The organism is Pseudomonas sp. KB_12 (assembly GCF_052114545.1).
GTDB classification, from domain to species: domain Bacteria; phylum Pseudomonadota; class Gammaproteobacteria; order Pseudomonadales; family Pseudomonadaceae; genus Aquipseudomonas; species Aquipseudomonas brassicacearum.
Map to the genome: position 1 here is coordinate 15,603 of NZ_JBFREY010000045.1, position 18,343 is coordinate 33,945.

Annotated in this window: 14 protein-coding genes; 6 read left to right on the forward strand and 8 right to left on the reverse strand. The window is 59.6% G+C overall.

Annotated elements, in window-relative coordinates:
- Window positions 1-4 precede the first annotated feature (4 nt).
- Both AB4Z20_RS25455 and AB4Z20_RS25460 read right to left on the reverse strand, forming a co-directional pair.
- Window positions 5-316: a cupin domain-containing protein gene (locus AB4Z20_RS25455; protein ID WP_018604299.1), complete on the reverse strand. Its 312-nt coding sequence runs from the start codon at window positions 314-316 to the stop codon at window positions 5-7.
- Window positions 317-385: 69 nt separating this feature from the next.
- On the reverse strand, window positions 386-1,576 hold the full coding sequence (locus tag AB4Z20_RS25460) for an MFS transporter (RefSeq protein WP_442090870.1): 1,191 nt from the start codon (window positions 1,574-1,576) through the stop codon (window positions 386-388).
- Between the two features lie 103 nt (window positions 1,577-1,679).
- On the opposite strand from AB4Z20_RS25460, the gene AB4Z20_RS25465 reads away from it, so the two are divergent.
- Together AB4Z20_RS25465 and AB4Z20_RS25470 are read left to right on the forward strand one after the other, a co-directional pair.
- Entirely contained in the window at window positions 1,680-2,219 is a 540-nt protein-coding gene (locus AB4Z20_RS25465) for a TetR/AcrR family transcriptional regulator (RefSeq protein ID WP_253477148.1), read from the forward strand.
- A 249-nt stretch (window positions 2,220-2,468) separates the two neighbouring features.
- Window positions 2,469-5,939 carry a hybrid sensor histidine kinase/response regulator gene (locus AB4Z20_RS25470; protein ID WP_258689108.1) on the forward strand — a complete coding sequence of 1,157 codons (3,471 nt, stop codon included), beginning with the start codon at window positions 2,469-2,471 and terminating at the stop codon, window positions 5,937-5,939.
- Between the two features lie 188 nt (window positions 5,940-6,127).
- On the opposite strand, the gene AB4Z20_RS25475 is transcribed toward AB4Z20_RS25470, so the two are convergent.
- Both AB4Z20_RS25475 and AB4Z20_RS25480 read right to left on the reverse strand, forming a co-directional pair.
- On the reverse strand, window positions 6,128-7,516 hold the full coding sequence (locus tag AB4Z20_RS25475; protein WP_442090880.1) for a DNA recombination protein RmuC: 1,389 nt from the start codon (window positions 7,514-7,516) through the stop codon (window positions 6,128-6,130).
- 188 nt (window positions 7,517-7,704) lie between these two features.
- On the reverse strand, window positions 7,705-8,028 hold the full coding sequence (locus tag AB4Z20_RS25480) for a sel1 repeat family protein (RefSeq protein ID WP_080766509.1): 324 nt from the start codon (window positions 8,026-8,028) through the stop codon (window positions 7,705-7,707).
- Between the two features lie 1,001 nt (window positions 8,029-9,029).
- Between AB4Z20_RS25480 and AB4Z20_RS25485 the strand changes: the two genes are divergently transcribed.
- The 3 genes from AB4Z20_RS25485 (at window position 9,030) to AB4Z20_RS25495 (ending at window position 11,432) form a co-directional block, all read left to right on the forward strand.
- Window positions 9,030-9,254, forward strand: a complete 225-nt coding sequence (locus AB4Z20_RS25485) for a hypothetical protein (protein ID WP_003204606.1) — start codon at window positions 9,030-9,032, stop codon at window positions 9,252-9,254.
- Window positions 9,255-9,530: 276 nt separating this feature from the next.
- Entirely contained in the window at window positions 9,531-10,013 is a 483-nt protein-coding gene (locus tag AB4Z20_RS25490) for a hypothetical protein (protein WP_212799418.1), read from the forward strand.
- A gap of 144 nt (window positions 10,014-10,157) precedes the next feature.
- A complete protein-coding gene (locus AB4Z20_RS25495; RefSeq protein WP_442090873.1) occupies window positions 10,158-11,432 on the forward strand; it encodes an OmpP1/FadL family transporter in 1,275 nt (424 codons plus the stop codon).
- A 90-nt stretch (window positions 11,433-11,522) separates the two neighbouring features.
- On the opposite strand, the gene AB4Z20_RS25500 is transcribed toward AB4Z20_RS25495, so the two are convergent.
- From AB4Z20_RS25500 to AB4Z20_RS25510, 3 genes are all read right to left on the reverse strand, one after another.
- Window positions 11,523-12,074: a glutathione peroxidase gene (locus AB4Z20_RS25500; protein WP_442090875.1), complete on the reverse strand. Its 552-nt coding sequence runs from the start codon at window positions 12,072-12,074 to the stop codon at window positions 11,523-11,525.
- A 181-nt stretch (window positions 12,075-12,255) separates the two neighbouring features.
- Complete coding sequence (locus AB4Z20_RS25505) at window positions 12,256-13,464, reverse strand: MFS transporter (RefSeq protein ID WP_214509591.1); 1,209 nt, start codon at window positions 13,462-13,464, stop codon at window positions 12,256-12,258.
- 52 nt (window positions 13,465-13,516) lie between these two features.
- Entirely contained in the window at window positions 13,517-13,921 is a 405-nt protein-coding gene (locus AB4Z20_RS25510) for a MarR family winged helix-turn-helix transcriptional regulator (protein ID WP_003204618.1), read from the reverse strand.
- A gap of 538 nt (window positions 13,922-14,459) precedes the next feature.
- Here AB4Z20_RS25510 and AB4Z20_RS25515 point away from each other — a divergent pair.
- Window positions 14,460-14,735 carry a LuxR family transcriptional regulator gene (locus AB4Z20_RS25515; RefSeq protein ID WP_309475802.1) on the forward strand — a complete coding sequence of 92 codons (276 nt, stop codon included), beginning with the start codon at window positions 14,460-14,462 and terminating at the stop codon, window positions 14,733-14,735.
- Between the two features lie 163 nt (window positions 14,736-14,898).
- On the opposite strand, the gene AB4Z20_RS25520 is transcribed toward AB4Z20_RS25515, so the two are convergent.
- Window positions 14,899-18,225, reverse strand: coding sequence for an RHS repeat-associated core domain-containing protein (locus AB4Z20_RS25520; RefSeq protein ID WP_442090878.1), 3,327 nt, complete (start codon window positions 18,223-18,225; stop codon window positions 14,899-14,901).
- Window positions 18,226-18,343 lie beyond the last annotated feature (118 nt).

The following is an 18,343-nucleotide window of genomic DNA, read 5'->3' on the forward strand; positions in this document are numbered from 1 at the left end:
GCTATCAGACGCTGCCTTCGGTCTCGATCACCAGGATTCTCGCTTCGCCCAAGGGCCTGGCCACATGTTCGGTGCCCACCGAGGCGTAAAAAATGTCCCCGGCCTCCAGCAAGGTCTCCTTTTCGACACCCTCTTCCCGATAGCACATCCGCACTTGCCCATCGAGCACCACGAAGACTTCCTCGCCGTCATTGACGTGCCATTTGTACGGCTGGTCGGTCCAGTGCAGGCGCGTGGTGATGCCATTCATGTTGGCGATATCCAGCGCCGCCCAGGCGCGGTCCCCGGTGAAGGATTTGCTGCGAATGATTTTCAAGAGATCGTCCGAAAAAAAGACCGAGGCGCCAAGACTAACCCACTGCCAGCGGCGCCTGCACCCTTGGTTTCAAGGCCGCGCGCCATCGCTGACCGGTCTCATGGATTGACGTAACCCCAACAGCGCAGCGACACACAGCACAATCAACACCGCGCCATAGCCATCGGTGGTCGGGATCAATCCGAACACTCGCGTCAGGTTCCCCGCCAGCAGCGACGGCAGGCTGAAGGCCAGGTAACTGAGGACATAGAACGCCGACATCAAACCGGCCCGTTCGTGGGGCAAGGCCAGCGGCATGATGCTGCGCAGCGCCCCCAGGAATCCTGCGCCAAAGCCGCCACCAGTGACCAGCGTGCCAATGAAGAACAATGGCAAGCTAGCGCCATGCACCGCCACCAGCACCAATGCCAGGCCAATCACCAGCAAGCTCGCGGACAGGCGCAACATTTTGTCTGCACCTTGGTTGCGCAACAGGTAGATGGATAACGCGCCGCTGAGGGTCAACACCGCCACCAGCGCGCCACCGATCAGGTTGGAGGTCGATCCGGTTGCCGCCCGCACCAGGGACGGTGCCAGTGACAGGTAGAAACCGCCCACGGCCCAGGCCGCCAGGTCCAGCGGCAAGACCCGCCACAAGGCTTGCCGCGCCTGGGGCGGCACATGCAGGGTTGGCCGCAGGGACTGCCAGGCACCGGGTTGCGGGCTGACGCTTTCCGCCAGGCGCCAGAGGTAAACGGCCTGGGCCAGGAACAAGCCCAACAGCAGCCAGTACGTCAGTTGCAAGGGCAACGGCGCGAACTCAGCCAGCAGGCCACAGCCCAGCGCCCCGCACGCCATGCCCAACAGCGGCGCGACACTGGTGATCAATGGGCCTTGGCGACGGTCGAAATCCAGCAAGGCAGCCCCCAGCACGCTGGTGGCCATGCCGGTGGCAAATCCCTGGATCAACCGGGCACTGATCAACCAGGCAACGCTGTCGGCGCTGATGAACAGCAGCATCGCCAGCATATTGAGCAACAATGCCGCGAAGATCACCGGTTTGCGGCCCAGGTAATCCGACAGCGATCCCACGGTCAGCAAGGCCGCCAACAGACTGAACGCGTACACACCGAAAATCAGCGTCAGGACGGCCGGGGAAAATTGCAATTGTTCCTGGTAGAGGTGGTACAACGGCGTCGGCGCGCTGGACGCGGCGAGAAAACCGAGCAAGGTGAGCGCCAGGAATATCAGGCTGGCGCGGGTCGAAGCTGGACGGGACATGGGCACGCTCCACAGGAGTATTCGCAAAAGCTAATTTTTTGCTTTTGTGGAGTGTGCTACCGGTGTGCGCTTAAAGCAAATTCTTTGTGTTAAGGTCTGACGCATGGCAATTAAAGAAGGTTTACGCCCAGGCGGTAGAAGCGCCCGGGTCCAAGAGTCGATTCATTCGGCGGTCCGCGACCTGCTGCAAGAGCAGGACCGCGCGACCCTGACCGTGCCGCAAATCGCTGCGCGCGCCGGGGTGACGCCGTCCACCATCTACCGACGCTGGGGTGATCTGCCGGCGTTGCTGGCCGACGTCGCCATCGCTCGTTTGCGCCCCGACAGCGAACCCGCCAACACCGGCAGCCTGCGCGGCGACCTGCTCGCCTGGGCCGAACAGTACCTGGACGAAATGAGTTCCGAGCCCGGTCGCAACATGATGCGCGACATCCAGGCCTGCGCCACGCCGGGGTATTGCGTGGGGATCATCAGCCGTCAGTTGCAGATCATTCTGGAGCGCTACCCCGATGAGCCCAATCCAGGCGTCGAACGGCTGATCAATGTGATCGTGGCGCCGACGGTGTTTCGCATCCTCTTTGCTACCGCGCCACTTGAGGTTGGGGAGTTGTATCGGTTGGTGGATATTGCGTTGGCTCAGTAGGCCGCCATCGCGAGCAAGCTCGCTCCCACACTTGATCTGCTGCGAATACAAAATTTATGCTCGCCCAAGACACAGTGAGGGAGCGAGCTTGCTCGCGATGAGGCCAGCAAAACCCCTGCATAACCCAAGAATCCCCCCGCCTGCGACACCCCACCACGCCTCGACCTTGGTCGACACTGACGAACCCGAGCGGGCATGCGAGACTGTCCTGCCGGGCTCAAGTCCCGGTGTCTCTGTCCGGGAGTTTCCATGTCGCTGTCCAGCGGGCTGATCGCCGTTGTCGCCTTGGCCTATATGGCCATCATGTTCGCCATCGCCTTCTACGGCGACCGGCGCAGCACACCGTTGCCGCCACGGGTGCGGGCCTGGGTCTACAGCCTGTCGCTGGCGGTGTATTGCACCAGCTGGACGTTCTTTGGCGCCGTCGGCCAGGCCGCCGAACAGCTCTGGGCATTCCTGCCGATCTACCTCGGGCCGATCCTGCTGCTGGTGCTGGCGCCGTGGGTCCTGCAGAAAATGGTGATGATCAGCAAACAGGAGAACATCACCTCCATCGCCGACTTCATCGCCGCCCGCTATGGCAAGTCCCAATCCCTGGCAGTGGTGGTCGCGCTGATCTGCCTGGTCGGCGTGCTGCCGTACATCGCCTTGCAGCTCAAGGGCATCGTGCTCGGGGTGAACCTGTTGATCGGTGCCGGCGCCGATGCCATGGGCACCCGCGCCCAGGACACCGCGCTGATCGTCTCGCTGATCCTGGCGCTGTTCACCATCGTATTCGGTACCCGCAACCTGGACGCCACCGAACACCACCGTGGCATGGTGCTGGCGATTGCCTTCGAATCCCTGGTCAAGCTGTTCGCCTTCCTGGCGGTCGGTGCATTCGTGACGTACGGCCTGTACGACGGCTTCGACGACCTGTTCAACCAGGCCATGCTCGCCCCACGGCTGGAGCAATACTGGAAAGAAACCATCAACTGGCCGTCCATGGTGGTTCAGACCGGGGTGGCGATGATGGCGATCATCTGCTTGCCGCGGCAGTTCCACGTGACCGTGGTGGAGAACATCGAGCCTCAGGACCTGCGCCTGGCCAAGTGGGTGTTCCCCGCCTACCTGGCCCTGGCCGCGCTGTTCGTGGTGCCCATCGCCCTCGCCGGGCAAATGATGCTGCCCAGCTCGGTACTGCCGGATTCGTTCGTCATCAGCCTGCCGCTGGCCCAGGCCCATCCGGCCCTGGCGTTGCTGGCGTTCATTGGCGGCGCCTCGGCGGCTACCGGCATGGTGATCGTGGCCAGCGTGGCGCTGTCCACCATGGTCTCCAACGACATGCTGTTACCGTGGCTGCTGCGCCGCAACAACGCCGAGCGGCCTTTCGAAGTGTTTCGCCAGTGGATGCTGTCGGTGCGTCGGGTGAGCATCGTGGTGATCCTGTTGCTGGCCTATGTCAGCTACCGCCTGCTGGGCTCGACGGCGAGCCTGGCAACCATCGGCCAGATCGCCTTCGCCGCCGTGACCCAACTGGCCCCGGCCATGCTCGGCGCGCTGTACTGGAAACAGGCCAACCGCCGCGGTGTGTTCGCCGGCCTCGCCATGGGGATTTTCCTGTGGTTCTACACCCTGGTGTTACCGATCGCCGCTCACAGCCTTGGCTGGTCGCTCAGCAGCTTCCCGGGCTTGGCCTGGTTGCACGGCAATCCATTGAACCTGCCGATTACCCCTCTGACCCAAGGGGTGGTCCTGTCCCTGGCCGGTAACTTCACGCTGTTTGCCTGGGTGTCCGTGCTCTCGCGCACACGCGTCTCGGAACACTGGCAGGCCGGACGCTTCATCGGCCAGGAAATCAGCGCCCGCCCCAACCCCCGCTCAATGCTGGCGGTGCACATCGAAGACCTGTTGCAACTGGCCGCGCGCTTCGTCGGCGAGGAGCGGGCGCGGCAGAGTTTCATTCGCTTTGCCTACCGCCAGGGCAAAGGCTTCAACCCGACCCAGAACGCCGACAGCGAATGGATCGCCCACACCGAACGCCTGCTGGCCGGTGTACTCGGGGCCTCTTCGACAAGGGCTGTGGTAAAAGCCGCCATTGAAGGTCGGGAGATGCAGCTCGAAGACGTCGTCCGGATCGCGGACGAAGCCTCGGAAGTGCTGCAGTTCAACCGTGCCCTGCTGCAAGGCGCCATCGAGAACATCAGCCAGGGCGTCAGCGTGGTCGACCAGTCCCTCAGGCTGGTGGCCTGGAATCGTCGCTACCTGGAACTGTTCAAGTATCCGGACGGTTTGATCAGTGTCGGCCGGCCCATTGCCGATATCATCCGCTACAACGCCGAGCGTGGTCTCTGCGGCCCAGGCGAAGCCGAAGTTCACGTCGCCCGACGCCTGCACTGGATGCGCCAGGGCCGCGCTCATACCTCTGAACGATTGTTCCCCAACGGCCGGGTGATCGAGCTGATCGGCAACCCGATGCCCGGTGGCGGTTTCGTCATGAGTTTCACCGACATCACCGCGTTCCGCGAGGCCGCACAAGCGCTGACCGAAGCCAACGAGGGGCTGGAGCAACGGGTGGCCGATCGCACCCGGGAATTGTCACAACTGAACCTGGCCCTGACCGAAGCCAAGAGCACCGCCGAAGCGGCCTATCAATCCAAGACCCGGTTCCTGGCGGCGGTCAGCCACGACCTGATGCAACCGCTCAACGCCGCGCGGCTGTTCTCTGCCGCGCTGTCCCACCAGCACGAGGGTTTGCCGAGCGAGGCCCGGCAACTGGTGCAGCATCTGGACAGTTCGCTGCGTTCCGCTGAAGACCTGATCACCGACCTGCTGGACATCTCCCGCCTGGAAAACGGCAAGATCAACCCCGACCGCAAGCCGTTCGTCCTCAACGAGTTGTTCGACACCTTGGGCGCCGAGTTCACGGCGCAGGCCCAGGAACAAGGCCTGAAATTCCGAATGCGGGGCTCGCGGCTGCGGGTCGACAGCGACATCAAGTTGTTGCGGCGGGTTTTGCAGAACTTCCTCACCAACGCCTTCCGCTACGCCAAGGGCCCGGTGCTGTTGGGGGTACGTCGGCGTAACGGCGAGTTGTGCCTGGAGGTCTGGGATCGCGGGCCGGGCATCGCCGAGGATAAGCTGCAGGTCATTTTCGAAGAGTTCAAACGCCTGGACAGCCACCAGACCCGCGCCGAAAAAGGCCTGGGCCTGGGTCTGGCCATCGCCGACGGGCTCTGCCGCGTGCTGGGCCATACCTTGCGCGTGCGCTCCTGGCCGGGGCGTGGCAGCGTGTTCAGCGTCAGCGTCCCCTTGGCCCATACACAGGTCGTCGCACCGAGCCCCGCGGCTGAACTCAACGGTCATTTGCCAATCGGTGCCCAGGTGCTGTGTGTCGACAACGAAGACAGCATCCTGATCGGCATGAACAGCCTGCTGACACGCTGGGGTTGCCAGGTGTGGACGGCGCGCAACCGGGAAGAATGCGAGCGTTGGCTGGCCCAGGGCGGTCGACCGCAACTGGCGCTGGTGGATTTTCATCTGGACGACGGCGAGACCGGCACCGAACTGATGGCCTGGTTGCGCACGCGCATGGGGGAACCGATTCCCGGTGTGGTAATCAGCGCCGACGGCCGACCTGAGATGGTCGCCCAGGTGCATGCCGCAGGCCTGGATTACCTGGCCAAGCCGGTGAAGCCGGCGGCGTTGCGGGCGTTGTTGAGTCGGCATTTGCCGTTGTAATGGGCAGAGGGACACGCTGTTCCACTGTGGCGATGGAAAATCTTGTGGGAGCAAGGCTTGCCCGCGATGGCGGTCTCAAGGATGCCATCGCGAGCAAGCTTTGCTCCCACAAGATTCCATTGTGGGCAAGCTTTGCTCCCACAAGATGACCTCGCCACAAGTTTCTGCTTCAGCCTTGGGTTTGTGTTTCAGCCCTGGGTTTTCTCGCTGGCTTCTTCCGGCAACTCAGGCAGCCCATCCGCATCGGTCATCGCCCGTTCGAGCAATTCGCTGGGCAAGCTCTTGCTGGCCCGAGCCCCGAGCAGTTTGAGCTGTTCGCTGCGGCTGATCAGGTTGCCGCGCCCTTCCGTCAGCTTGTTGCGCGCCGCACTGTAGGCTTTGTCCAGCTGCTGCAAGCGACTGCCAATCTCGTCCAGGTCCTGGATGAACAAGACGAACTTGTCATACAGCCACCCGGCCCGCTCGGCGATTTCCCGGGCGTTCTGGCTCTGGCGCTCCTGCTTCCACAAGCTGTCGATCACCCGTAGGGTCGCCAGTAATGTGGTCGGGCTGACGATCACGATGTTGCGGTCGAAAGCTTCCTGGAACAGGTTCGGCTCGGCTTGCAGGGCGGCGGAAAACGCCGCTTCGATCGGCACGAACAACAACACGAAATCCAGGCTGTGCAAACCGTCCAGGCGTTTGTAGTCCTTGCCGGCCAAGCCTTTGACGTGGGCGCGCAACGACACCACATGTTGCTTGAGGGCGAGTTGGCCAATGGCGTCATCTTCGGCGGCCACATATTGCTGATAGGCCGTGAGGCTGACCTTGGAGTCGACCACCACCTGCTTGTCGCCAGGCAGGTAAATCAACACGTCCGGCTGGAAACGCTCACCGTCCGGGCCCTTGAGGCTGACCTGGGTCTGATACTCGCGGCCCTTCTCCAGGCCGGCATGTTCGAGCACTCGCTCCAGAATCAGCTCGCCCCAGTTGCCCTGGGTCTTCTGGCCCTTGAGTGCCCGAGTGAGGTTGGTGGCCTCGTCGCTCAAGCGCAGGTTCAGCTGTTGCAAGCGCTCCAGCTCCTTGCCCAGGGAAAAACGTTCCCGGGCCTCGGCCTGATAACTTTCTTCGACGCGTTTTTCAAAGGACTGGATGCGCTCCTTCAGCGGATCGAGCAACTGACCCAGGCGCTGGTGGCTGGTCTCGGCGAAACGCTGCTCACGCTCATCGAAGATTTTTCCGGCAAGCTCGGCGAACTGTGCCCGCAACTCGTCGCGCGAACCTTGCAGATCATCCAGGCGTTGCTGTTGGCTTTCCTGCTGCTCACGCAGTTCGGCATGCAACGACGCCGCCTGGGCATCGAGCCGCCGCAGTTCCGCTTCCTTGTTGGCGCGCTCCAGGTTCCAGGCGTGGGCCGCATCCCGGGCGTTGTCGCGTTCGATCTGCAACAACTCGACTTCACGACAGGCCGCGGCAAGCTCGGCTTGCTTGGCGGCGTTGGCCTGGCTCAGGTCGCTGATCTCATCGCGGCAGGCATCGAGCTGGGCATTGAGGCCGTCGTGGGCCACGTGCGCAGTGGCCAGGCGTTCTTCCAGCAGGGCCTGTTCGGTCTGCGCAGCGCCGGCCTGGCGTTGCAGGTGCCAGGCCAGTGCCAGCAACGGCACCGCAGCGCCCGCCAGGCCAAACAACAGGCTGGTCAAATCCATAGCCATGACAATTCCTGCCGATCAAATAAAGCCCGAAGGTTAACCAAGCGGCCGGGGGTTGCCCAGCGCGGTCTTCGTTTTCAGCCTTCGATTTCACCGAGGGCCCGGCGGGCTCGATCATCGCCGGCCCGCGCAGCCTGGCGCAGCAGGTCCTGGCCGATGCGGCGATCCCGGGCGTTGCCGCATTCACGGCACATCAATTGTCCGAGGCGACTTTGTGCGGCCACCACGCCTTCACGGGCCGGTTGCTTGAGTAAACGGCCGGCCAGGTGCTTGACGCTGGGGCTATCTCCCAGTCGCGGGCTGTCGAGCAGCCACTCGGCCACCCGCATCGAAATACGCTTGGGTGGGGTAACACCATGGGGTGTGGAGGTAACAGGATTTGATACGGAGCGAAACTTCATAAACACTGTGGGATAGATCGGAAGGCGCGCCACTCTACTCCTTTTTTCGTAGGGGTAAAGCCGAAAAAAACCAGCACGCCCGTGCTAGAGCAAGCGCTTGGGACAATCCACAGAAGCTGTGGATAACTCAGTGGACAACCCACCCTGAACTCGCGCAAAGCCCTGTGGAACGGGGCCTGCGCTCAAACTGACGATTTTTTCACCAGTAAAAAAAAGCGATGTTTTTCATTGACTTAAATTTTGGATGCAGGCACCCACCCCGGATTGTTTCGACATGACAGTACAGTGACACGTGGTGCAGCGAGTGTGCACAAGTAACAGCCGAATGGGTTATAACGCTGTGCTTTTTTGGCGCATCTGGCGGTAAAACCTGGGGATAACCCGTGGCGAGGGAGCTTGCTCCCGCTGGGGCGCGAAGCGGCCCTGTTTTGGGGCTGCTACGCAGCCCAGCGGGAGCAAGCTCCCTCGCCACGAGAATATTACTAGGCTGTTCTCTTAACTAGTCGGCATCAGGGTTAGGCCCTACTTGAATATTTTTCAACCAACGCCCTTCCCTTCACAAGCTCGATCCGTTAGTATCCGCAGCGTTAGTACCAAGCTGAAAGTCAATTCCGGGTCGAACACATCTCCACGGTCAGCCATCCTTCAAAGGACGCCTCACCGAAAAAAGGAGACCGGCCCCCTCGATGGTTTCCAGGTAAACCTTGCGTCAACACAGCCTTTGATCGAATGCAAAGGGTGTTGCCAGGCTCATTACTCTGACCGAACCAACCTGCAAAATTGATCAGGATCTTCACCCCGGGCCCAGAACCTTTGCCCTCGATGTGTTGCCTGCCCTCCTAAGTACCTACCTGCCAGCCCAAGCGCGCACTTTATATAGCGCTCAAACTGGCTGCTTTGTTCCAGTCGGGTTCTTCGTTCGACCAATGGTGGTCGACGTTACTGGAACGTTTTAACGTTGCACGGTTCTTAACCGTGTCATTTGTAGGAACACCCATAACATGTCTACTCAAATCCACGCACAGGATGCTATCCGCACCCTAACCAACGCTTTTGCCCCGATGAACTGCCTGATCATGGCCGCTCGCAAAGGCTGCTTCAGCTTCACCCTGGTCAACGAACACGGCATCGCCCGTCACAGCGAACGCCTGTACCCCGATCAGTACTCCAGCGCCGAACCGCTGCAGGCCGTGATCGAGCGTACCCGCCAGGCACTGGTTGCCTGAGACGCCAGAAAGGCTGAAACCCCAAAGGCCCCGCCCAAAAAGCGGGGTTTTTTATTGCCTGGAATTCCTCGATTAAGCGAAACGGCGTAAGTACCAAGGGATATAACAGTTATAACCGTTCGTTGAAGATGTTTTAAAAACAGTCCTTTACAACGCAAATATGACACTACACTTCAAGTCAAGCGGCATGATCCGCTTCCGGCGGGGCCTGGACCGATCCACCGCTGCCAAGCCCACACTCTTCAGGCTCCGCCCATTTCACACTTCGAGGGTTTTATGGGTATCGCTGCCAGCGAACTGTGTCGATATGTGATCCGCCCGACGCTCCTCTACCTTGAGCGTCACAGCGCAACTGCGGAATCCTTGTTGCTGGGTATTGCCGCCAGCCAGTCCGCCCTGGGTTCAGCCCTGCATGATCGCCGCGGGCATGGCCTGTATCGCATTACCGAGCCCCGACACCAGGCACTCTGGGACCATTACCTGGCGCTGGACCCGGAACGTGCCAGCCTGGTACGCGGCCTGGCCAGCCAGCACGCCTTTCTCAGCGGCCCGCACCTGGAATTGACCGTCAACCTGCGCTATGCCACCGCCATTGCCTGGCTGCTGGTGGAGGAACAGAACACTCCGCTTCCCGAAGCCGATGACCTGCTTGGCATGGCCCGCATCTGGCGACAAACCTTTCACCCCCAAGGGCGCCTGCGAGATTTCACCTGCGCCTGGCGAAGCTGTGTTTCACCACTGAATCAGGTCGCTTGCTGATGGGAAATTTGGAAACTTCCTGCAACGGTCGCGAATCTGGTCGGATTGTCCTACAAAACCCCTCTAAATCAAGCAATAAGGGCTATAGCGCTTGCACGAAAATGTTGGTAATTTTCGCCCCGGTGATCATCAGGAGTTCTAACAATGAAAAAAATCATGCTCAAAACCACCCTTGGCCTTGCCGTGACCTTGGCATCCACCCAACTTTTCGCCAGTGGCTTTGCCTTGAACGAACAAAGCATCAGTGGCATGGGCACTGGTTTCGCAGGTCGTTCTTCCGCTGCCGATGACGCCAGTACCGTGTTTGGCAACCCTGCCGGCATGTCGCGCCTCAAGCGCCAGCAAGTCACCGGTGGCTTCGCCGCCATTGATGCCTCCACCGATATCGACGATGCCAGCGGCACCCAGTCCGGTACCAACAAGGGCGACATGGTCCCGCTGACCGGCGTTCCGATGGGCTATTACGTCAAGCCTATCGATGATCAGTGGGCGTTCGGCCTGGGTGTCTACGCACCGTTCGGCTTGATCACCGACTATGAAAATGGCTTCCAGGGCCGGAGTTTCGGCAGCAAGAGCGAAGTGAAAGTCGTCACGTTCCAGCCAACCGTCAGCTATGCCTTCAACGACAAGGTATCGATCGGTTTCGGCCCGACCATCAACCGTATTTCCGGCTCCCTGGAATCGCAGCTCGGCGTGCCAGGCCTGCCTGAGGCCGGCGTGGAGATCAAGGGTGATGACATTGGCTACGGCTACAACATTGGCGTGCTGGTCCAGGCAACGGACACCACTCGTGTTGGCCTGACCTATCACTCCAAGGTCAAGTACAAACTTGAGGGCCACACCGAAGTGAACCCAGGTGCAGGCACTCCTCCTGCCGTACTGAGTGGCGCACGCTACGACGCTTCGCTGGACATCACCACGCCTGAATCGGTGGACTTTTCGGTCACCCAGCAAATCAATGATGCCTGGACCGTCTACGCCGGCAGCACTTGGACTCGCTGGAGCCGCCTGAAAGAAATCACCGTGGAAAACGAAGGCACCAGCACTGGCGGCGGTTTTGTGAACCCAGCTCTCGGCACCATCACCGAAGAGCAAAATTGGCACGACACCTGGGCCTACGCCATCGGGACTTCCTACCAGTTGAACAAACAGTGGGTACTACGTACCGGCCTGTCTTTCGACCAGGCGCCAACCAACAACGCCGACCGCTCGCCACGCATCCCTACTGGCGACCGGACCATCTTCAGCCTCGGTGCCGGCTGGAGCCCAACCGACGACCTGACCATCGACGTGGCTTATTCCTACCTCAAGGAAGAAAAAGTCAACGTCAGCGGCAGCAACGTCCTCGGCCAGTCCTACAACGCCAAATATGAAAACAGCGCCAACGGTTTCGGTGTCGGCGCAACCTACCGCTTCTGATGTTTCACGGCGAACCTGAACCACTCGCCACCTGAAGCGAAAAAAAGCCCCGCACTCTGCAAAGAGGCGGGGCTTTTTCGTGGGCGGCGATCAGGGTTTTGAGGCAATGGCCGTCTCTACCGCCTTGATGAAATCGGGATCGTCAGGCTTGATCCGGCTGGAAAAACTGCCAACGACCTTGCCCTGGCGGTCCACCACGTACTTGTAGAAATTCCATTTCGGCGCGCCGGATTGTTCAGCCAGGTGCTTGAACAGCGGTATCGCATCCGCGCCGCGCACCGGTTGTGGTTCGGTCATGGTGAAGGTCACACCGTAATTGACGTAGCAGACCTTGGCGGTTTCAGCACCATCCTTGGACTCCTGCTTGAAGTCATTGGACGGCACACCCAGCACTTGCAGCCCTTGGTCCTTGTAGCGCTGATTGAGCGCCTCAAGGCCTTTGAATTGCGGGGCGAACCCACAGAAGCTGGCGGTGTTGACCACCACCAGCGGCTTGCCGGCGAAGCGCTGGCACAAATCAATGGTTTCCTTGGCCCGCAGCTTGGGCAACGAACCCTCCAGCAACGGTGGGCAATCGGCGGCCCAGACTTGCCCGGTCACAGCCAGCAACAGGGCGGGAACAGCAAACCAGCGCATCAACATGTCAATTTTCCTTAAAAGCACGTCAGACCACGACGTTACTCGCAGCGTCCGATGCCGTCCATTATTCAGCAGTTGCCCATGCCCAGCTGCATCAAGGCCAGCCCGCCCTGATGCCAGCCCCACCAGGCGAACGCCAGCAGCAGGCTGGCACCGGCAGCGATCAACCACGGGCCGACGCGACTCATGCTGCGCCGGCCTGGACTTGCAGGCGCGCCACCGGACGTTCACGTACTGGCCAGTTCAACGCCGCCGCCAATAGGCTGAGCAGGATCGACACCTGCCAGATCAAGTCGTAGCTGCCGGTGCGGTCGTACACCACCCCGCCCAACCAACCACCGAGGAAAGAACCCAACTGGTGGAACAGGAACACGATCCCACCCAACATCGAGAGATTTCGTACACCAAACAGGGTCGCCACGGTGCCGTTGGTCAACGGCACGGTCGACAGCCACAGCAAGCCCATCGCCATGCCAAACAGGTACGCCGTCGTGGTCGTCACCGGTAGCCACAGGAACAAACCGATCACCACCGCCCGCACCAGGTACAACCCGGTCAGCAGGCGCGGCTTGGACATGCGCCCGCCCAGCCAGCCGGCGGTATAGGTGCCGAAGATATTGAACAATCCGACCAGGGCCAGCACGGTGGTGCCGACGCTGGCGGGCAGGTGCTGGTCCACCAGGTACGCCGGCAAATGCACACCAATGAACACCACTTGGAACCCGCAGACAAAAAAGCCCACCGCCAGTAGCCAGAACCCGGAGTGACTGCACGCCTCGCGCAAGGCTTCGCCCAGGGTTTGCTCATGGCCGGCGACCGGCAACGGCGCGTCCTTGAGCATGCTCACCAGCGGCACGATCAACGCCACCAGCAACCCCAGCACCAACAACGCCGCCGACCAACCGAGCCAGCCGATCAGCCCCAGCGTACCGGGCAGCATGGCGAACTGGCCGAAGGATCCGGCGGCGCTGGCGATACCCATGCCCATGCTGCGTTTTTCCGGCGGCACGGCCCGTCCGACCACCCCCAGAATCACCGAGAACGACGTGCCCGACAGGCCGATGCCAATCAAAAGGCCCGCGCTCAACGACAAGGACCATGGCGAGTCGGCCATGCCCATGAACACCAGGCCCAGCGCGTACAGCACGCCACCGATCAGCACCACTTTCGCCGCACCGAAGCGGTCGGCCAGCGCACCGGTGAACGGCTGCGCCAGGCCCCAGATCAGGTTCTGCAAGGCAATGGCAAAGGCGAACACCTCGCGGCCCCAGCCGAACTCGCTACTCATGGGCGCCAGGAACAGGCCGAAGCCATGCCGCACGCCCAGGGACAACGCCAGGATCAGCGCGCTGCCCACCAGGACCCAACCACAGGTACGCCACATCGATGTCATTCTTGTTCTCCAGTCGCGGGTATATACCCACTTATCATCGAACGAACCGGCTTCACGCCAGTTCATCCAGCAAGGCTAGCAAAGTCGCGCGCTTTTCCGCGCCCAGCTTATCGATCAGTTTCTGCTGCGCCGCTTCCCAGGCCGGCAACGCCGCCGCCAGCCGGGCCTGCCCCGTTTCAGTGAGCACGACGATGCGGTTGCGCAGGTCGTCACCCTCGGCCAGCGCCACCAGCCCCTCGCCTTCCAGCACCCGCAGGTTACGCCCCAGGGTGCTGCGGTCCAGGCCCATGGCCTCGGCCAGGGAAGAAATACTCGGCTGGTCCAGGCGCGCCAGGTTGCTCAGCAAAGAATACTGGGCGACGTTGATCCCGAAGCCGTCGAGGGCGCCGTCGTAATACCTGCTGACGCCACGGGCGGCACGACGCAGGTTGATACACAAACATTGGGAAGGAAGCATGGTGCGTGTATATACCCGGGGTTGGCGGAATGCAAATTTAAATGAGGCGTTTCGGTCTTGCTCATTTAAGGATTGATTGAATCCGTGGCGAGGGAGCTTGCTCCCGCTTGAGTGCGAAGCACTCATCAAAGAGGGGCTTGCTCGCGATAGCGGTGGGTCAGCTTGTAGTGATGTTGACTGTGCCGCCGCCTTCGCGAGCAAGCTCGCTCCCACAGTTTTTCCGGGTCGTGCACAGAACTCGCAGCGCCGCGCCCTTCCCGTCATCCGTTCTTGCGCTTTTGCTCGCGGCCTCATGCGCATAGAAAAAAACCGTGATTATCAAAGGCTTTTGCCTCAAAGCCGTTCCGATAACCCTTGATTGATATTCACCACCTGTAATGTCTGACAGGTTTCAGGTGGCTTGAATCGAGATATAACGACCCCGTGCCTCCAGCCCTGCCTCAGGGCTTGAAGACGGGTCGTGTGAACCATGCCATCAAGAAGTAGGAAGATTCCGCCGCCCCCACGCCATCATTGATGATGAATGGGAGTTTCAGTCATGTACCACAGCACCGCGATTTCTGGACGTTCGTCGCCATACCAGGACCATCACCACTCCACGGAGAGCAACCAGCCCCAAGCGATTCGACTCACCAAACGGGAAAAGGAATTCCTGCAGTGGAGCGAGGCCGGCAAATCGTCCTGGGAGATCTCCATGATCGTCGATTGCAGCGAAGCCAACGTCAATTATCACTTCAATAATATCCGCCGAAAATTCGGCGTCAGTTCGCGGCACCTCGCGGGGAAGATTGCGCGTGAGCGGGGCTTGATCTGAGCATTCCGGTGGTGTCTTTGCAGCGGCGTGATGCTTGAACTCCCTGAGTGGGCAAGGTCAGCGGGATCAGTCATTTAGCATATGCTCAATGAAACCCAAACTGGAGAGCGAAAAGCTGGGATAGCAACGTTTAATTTCGTTGCTATCCCGAACAATAGACTAGTCAACTATTGTCATTACCCAGATAATTTTTAGTTACACCACGAATTCGCTGGACTCTCATTTGCTGTTTGTCGTTGGCTGCTTGTAGTTTATGTTCTTCATGCTTCTTTCTTTTTTCAGCTGTCACCCTCATGTCATATATTTTTGCTTGTTTCTTGATTTCTTTAGCGCGGTATCGGGTAATGCCCTTTCCCCCTATATTGAGATAGGCAAAGTCAAAATCATCAACGGCTGATTTCGCCTTATCAACAAGACGATTGTGTTCATCGATTATAGAGTTTATCTTCTTAGTAGGCGCTCCCTGACTAGCGAGCTGATTTATAGTTTCTTTAAGGACCTTGGTATCTCCGTGATACTTTTCCGCTGTCTTCATTAGATCACCAACATGCTTAAGCTCGATAGTTTTTAACGAGGCCGCCCTATTCTTATGTGGATTCGTGACAAAGCTACTTGGAAGTGTATTAGCAATAGGGGATGCAGTAGTTGTCCGAAAACTTCGAAGAAGCCATCCCCAAGGAGTATGTCCCGTCGGATCCACATAATTAATCGGATCCCCCTCGCAATACATGTACGCGTTCAAGCCCCCTTCACCAAACGGGCTCAAGTCGTCCGGGCTATGAAACCTCATCAACACCGGATTGAACGCCCGATAGCCCTTCCCCAGCAGGTACCAACCCGTTTGGGTTTCCCGCCGCTCACCGTTGTAACCCAGGTGGCTGCTGACCGACGCTTCATCCGCGCGATGGCCATACGGTGCATAAACAACCTCCTGCGTTGCATTGCGATTGATTTCCCACAGCACGCTGTTCTTGTCATCACCGGCCAACAATAACGACTTTGGGTCAGCACCCGCCTGGTGCTCGGCGAGCACGACGCCATCTGCGCGTAGGAAACTGCTGCTGTTGGCGCCTTTGACCTGGCTCGTCAATTCACCGTCCTGGTAAAAGCGCTGCTCTTTCCCGCTCCCATCGTCCAGGCCGGTCAACGTGTCCAACGGGTCGTAGCTATAGCCAGCGGGGGGCTCGCCCGACAGACCACTGACGGAAATCAACCGGCCGAGGGGGTCGTATTCGAGCGTCCGGTTTTCTTCGTCGCGGATAAGATGACCGTCTAGGTTGTATGCCAACTCGATGTCAGGGTAATCCGCATGATTATTAGCGACGCGAAGCAGTTGCGTCGGATCGGAAGTGGTGTCGTAAGTATAAATCGCCCTGTTGATGCCACCGGTAAAGTAGGTCAGCGCCAGTTTGATATTGTCCAGTTCGTCAAACGAAAACACCTGACGGGTAATGGACTTGTTATACGGATCAATGGGCGGCTGGGTGCCAGTACACGTGTAGTCTGTCAGACGCCCGCGCAAGTCATAGACATAGGATTCGTCACGCAGCACGACGGCCCCCTGACGCAAAGTCCGCTGTTTCAGACCATCGACATCGTTGTAGACCTGACTCAGTTGCTGTTCGACCCCGTCGAGGTCGAAGGTACGCAAGGTTTCGCGACCAAACTCATCATACTGCAACGTAATGCCTACGCTTTGCCCACTGAAGCTATCGCGGGTGTGGATACTTGCCGTCTGGCCCAGCGAATCGTAGGTAAACGTCGAGACAGTCGTGCCCAGTTGCGTTTGCTCCAGGCGTCCTTGAGCGTCATATTCATAACTCTGCTCCTGCTCCAAGACATCCGTGTAGACACACAAGCGACCGAGCCGGCTGTAACGGTAATGCATGGTGTATTCATTGCCTTCCACGATTCGCCGCTCGCTTTTCGGCTCGCCGGTACTGTAGTACTCGCGGGTGAGCTGCAAGCCTTGTTCCTGGCAACTGGTCAGGCGTGCGTTCTTCCGGTCGTACTCGTAATCGGCCGAGATATTCCCCGTCAGGCTCCGCCGTAGCGGTTCGGTGCCCAGCTCCGGCTGATATTCGTACTCGATGACTTTGCCGCTGGGGGTGGTCACCGTATGAGGTTGTGTTTGCCCGGGCTCGTAGGTGAACACCTGCTCGCGACCGCCCGTAGTCGAGCTGATCATGCGATCAAGACCGTCGAACAGTTGGGTCCCAAGCTCAATACCATTGACGCTGATCGAAATAGGCAGGTCTTCGCGGCTGTGCTCGGCGTAGCTGCGCCGAACCACGGCGGTGTCCGGCAGCGTGTTTTCGGTGAGCCGGTCGAAAGCGTCGTAGCTATAAAGCGTCTCGCGCTCCAGCACTGAGAATCCGACTATCTCTTTCACGGCCCGCCCAAGCCCGTCATAAAAATTCCGTTGCAAACTGACAGGCTGCTCGACCAAATCGAACCGTTCGATACGGGTCGGCTTTTCGAACAAATTGAGCCAGGTTTCGGTGACACCACTGATTTTCGGGGTAGGTAATAAGCCTTCGCGCCAACTGCGCTGAATCGGCCCTTGCGACTCGGACGTACCGATCGGGTCAGTCTGCTCGAACGTCTTCACATCGTCCGGGCCGGTGACACAATATTGCGCGCCCCAGTCGTCGTATTCGTATTCTGTTGTCAGAATCCGTACATCTTCACCCAGCCAATCGTGCTCGGCTTCCTTGATCAAATTACCAAACACGTCGTAGCCCGCAGCATAGATCTGGCGAGGCGTGCTGGCGCGGCTGGGGTTATCGGCGTCATCCCGCTCTTCGTAGATCGCCCGGTTGAGCCCGTCGAACTTCGTACACGTTTTGACCTGCTTGACGTCAGACATCCATTGTTCGGCCTGGTCCCCGGCATTGGCACAAAGAAAGTACTCATAGCTGCGGTGTGCCATAAAAGCAGTACCGGGCGCCACAGTTTCACGGGTCACTCGCCGTAGCGCGTCATATTCGTAATGGATTTCTACGTTGTTGTCATCGCGGTTGAGCAGTGGTTCGCCATTGAGCATCGAATGCCACAACGTGACGATTTTTTGTACGTTTCTTCCACCTTGTTCGTGGTCGAAACCGGTCAGGGTTTCAACCGTCTGCAGCACGCTTTCCTTGAACACCGGGCTGTCGAGCGTGCTATACGCATAGTCGGTGACGGTCGACTTGCCATTCAAGGTCACTGTCTGGCGCGAGACGCGGCCATGCAGGAACGCATCGGTGCGGTCGTCGACATGCTCGAACAGCGTGCGTTCCAGTTCGATTTCGGTGGCGCCAAGCTGCACCAGGGTCTGGTTTTCAACCGTGAGCCATTGTTTCAGAAGCAAGTCTTGCGGCGGGCACTCCTCCGGCAGGCTGTCCCCCAGTTCCGGCAAGCCCTTGTAGCGATAACGGGTGCATAGCATTGGGGCCTGGCCGTTGGGGGACGGGGCCGGAGCGACGGTTTGCTCTTTCAGGTTGCGCACAAAGCCTTCGGGATCGGCTGGACAGCCATCGCCCCCTGAGGCGGGATACCAGACGTTGGTTTCGATAACGCCATTGGCAAGGGTTCGGACCCGCAGGTTGCCGTGTGTGTCATACGTG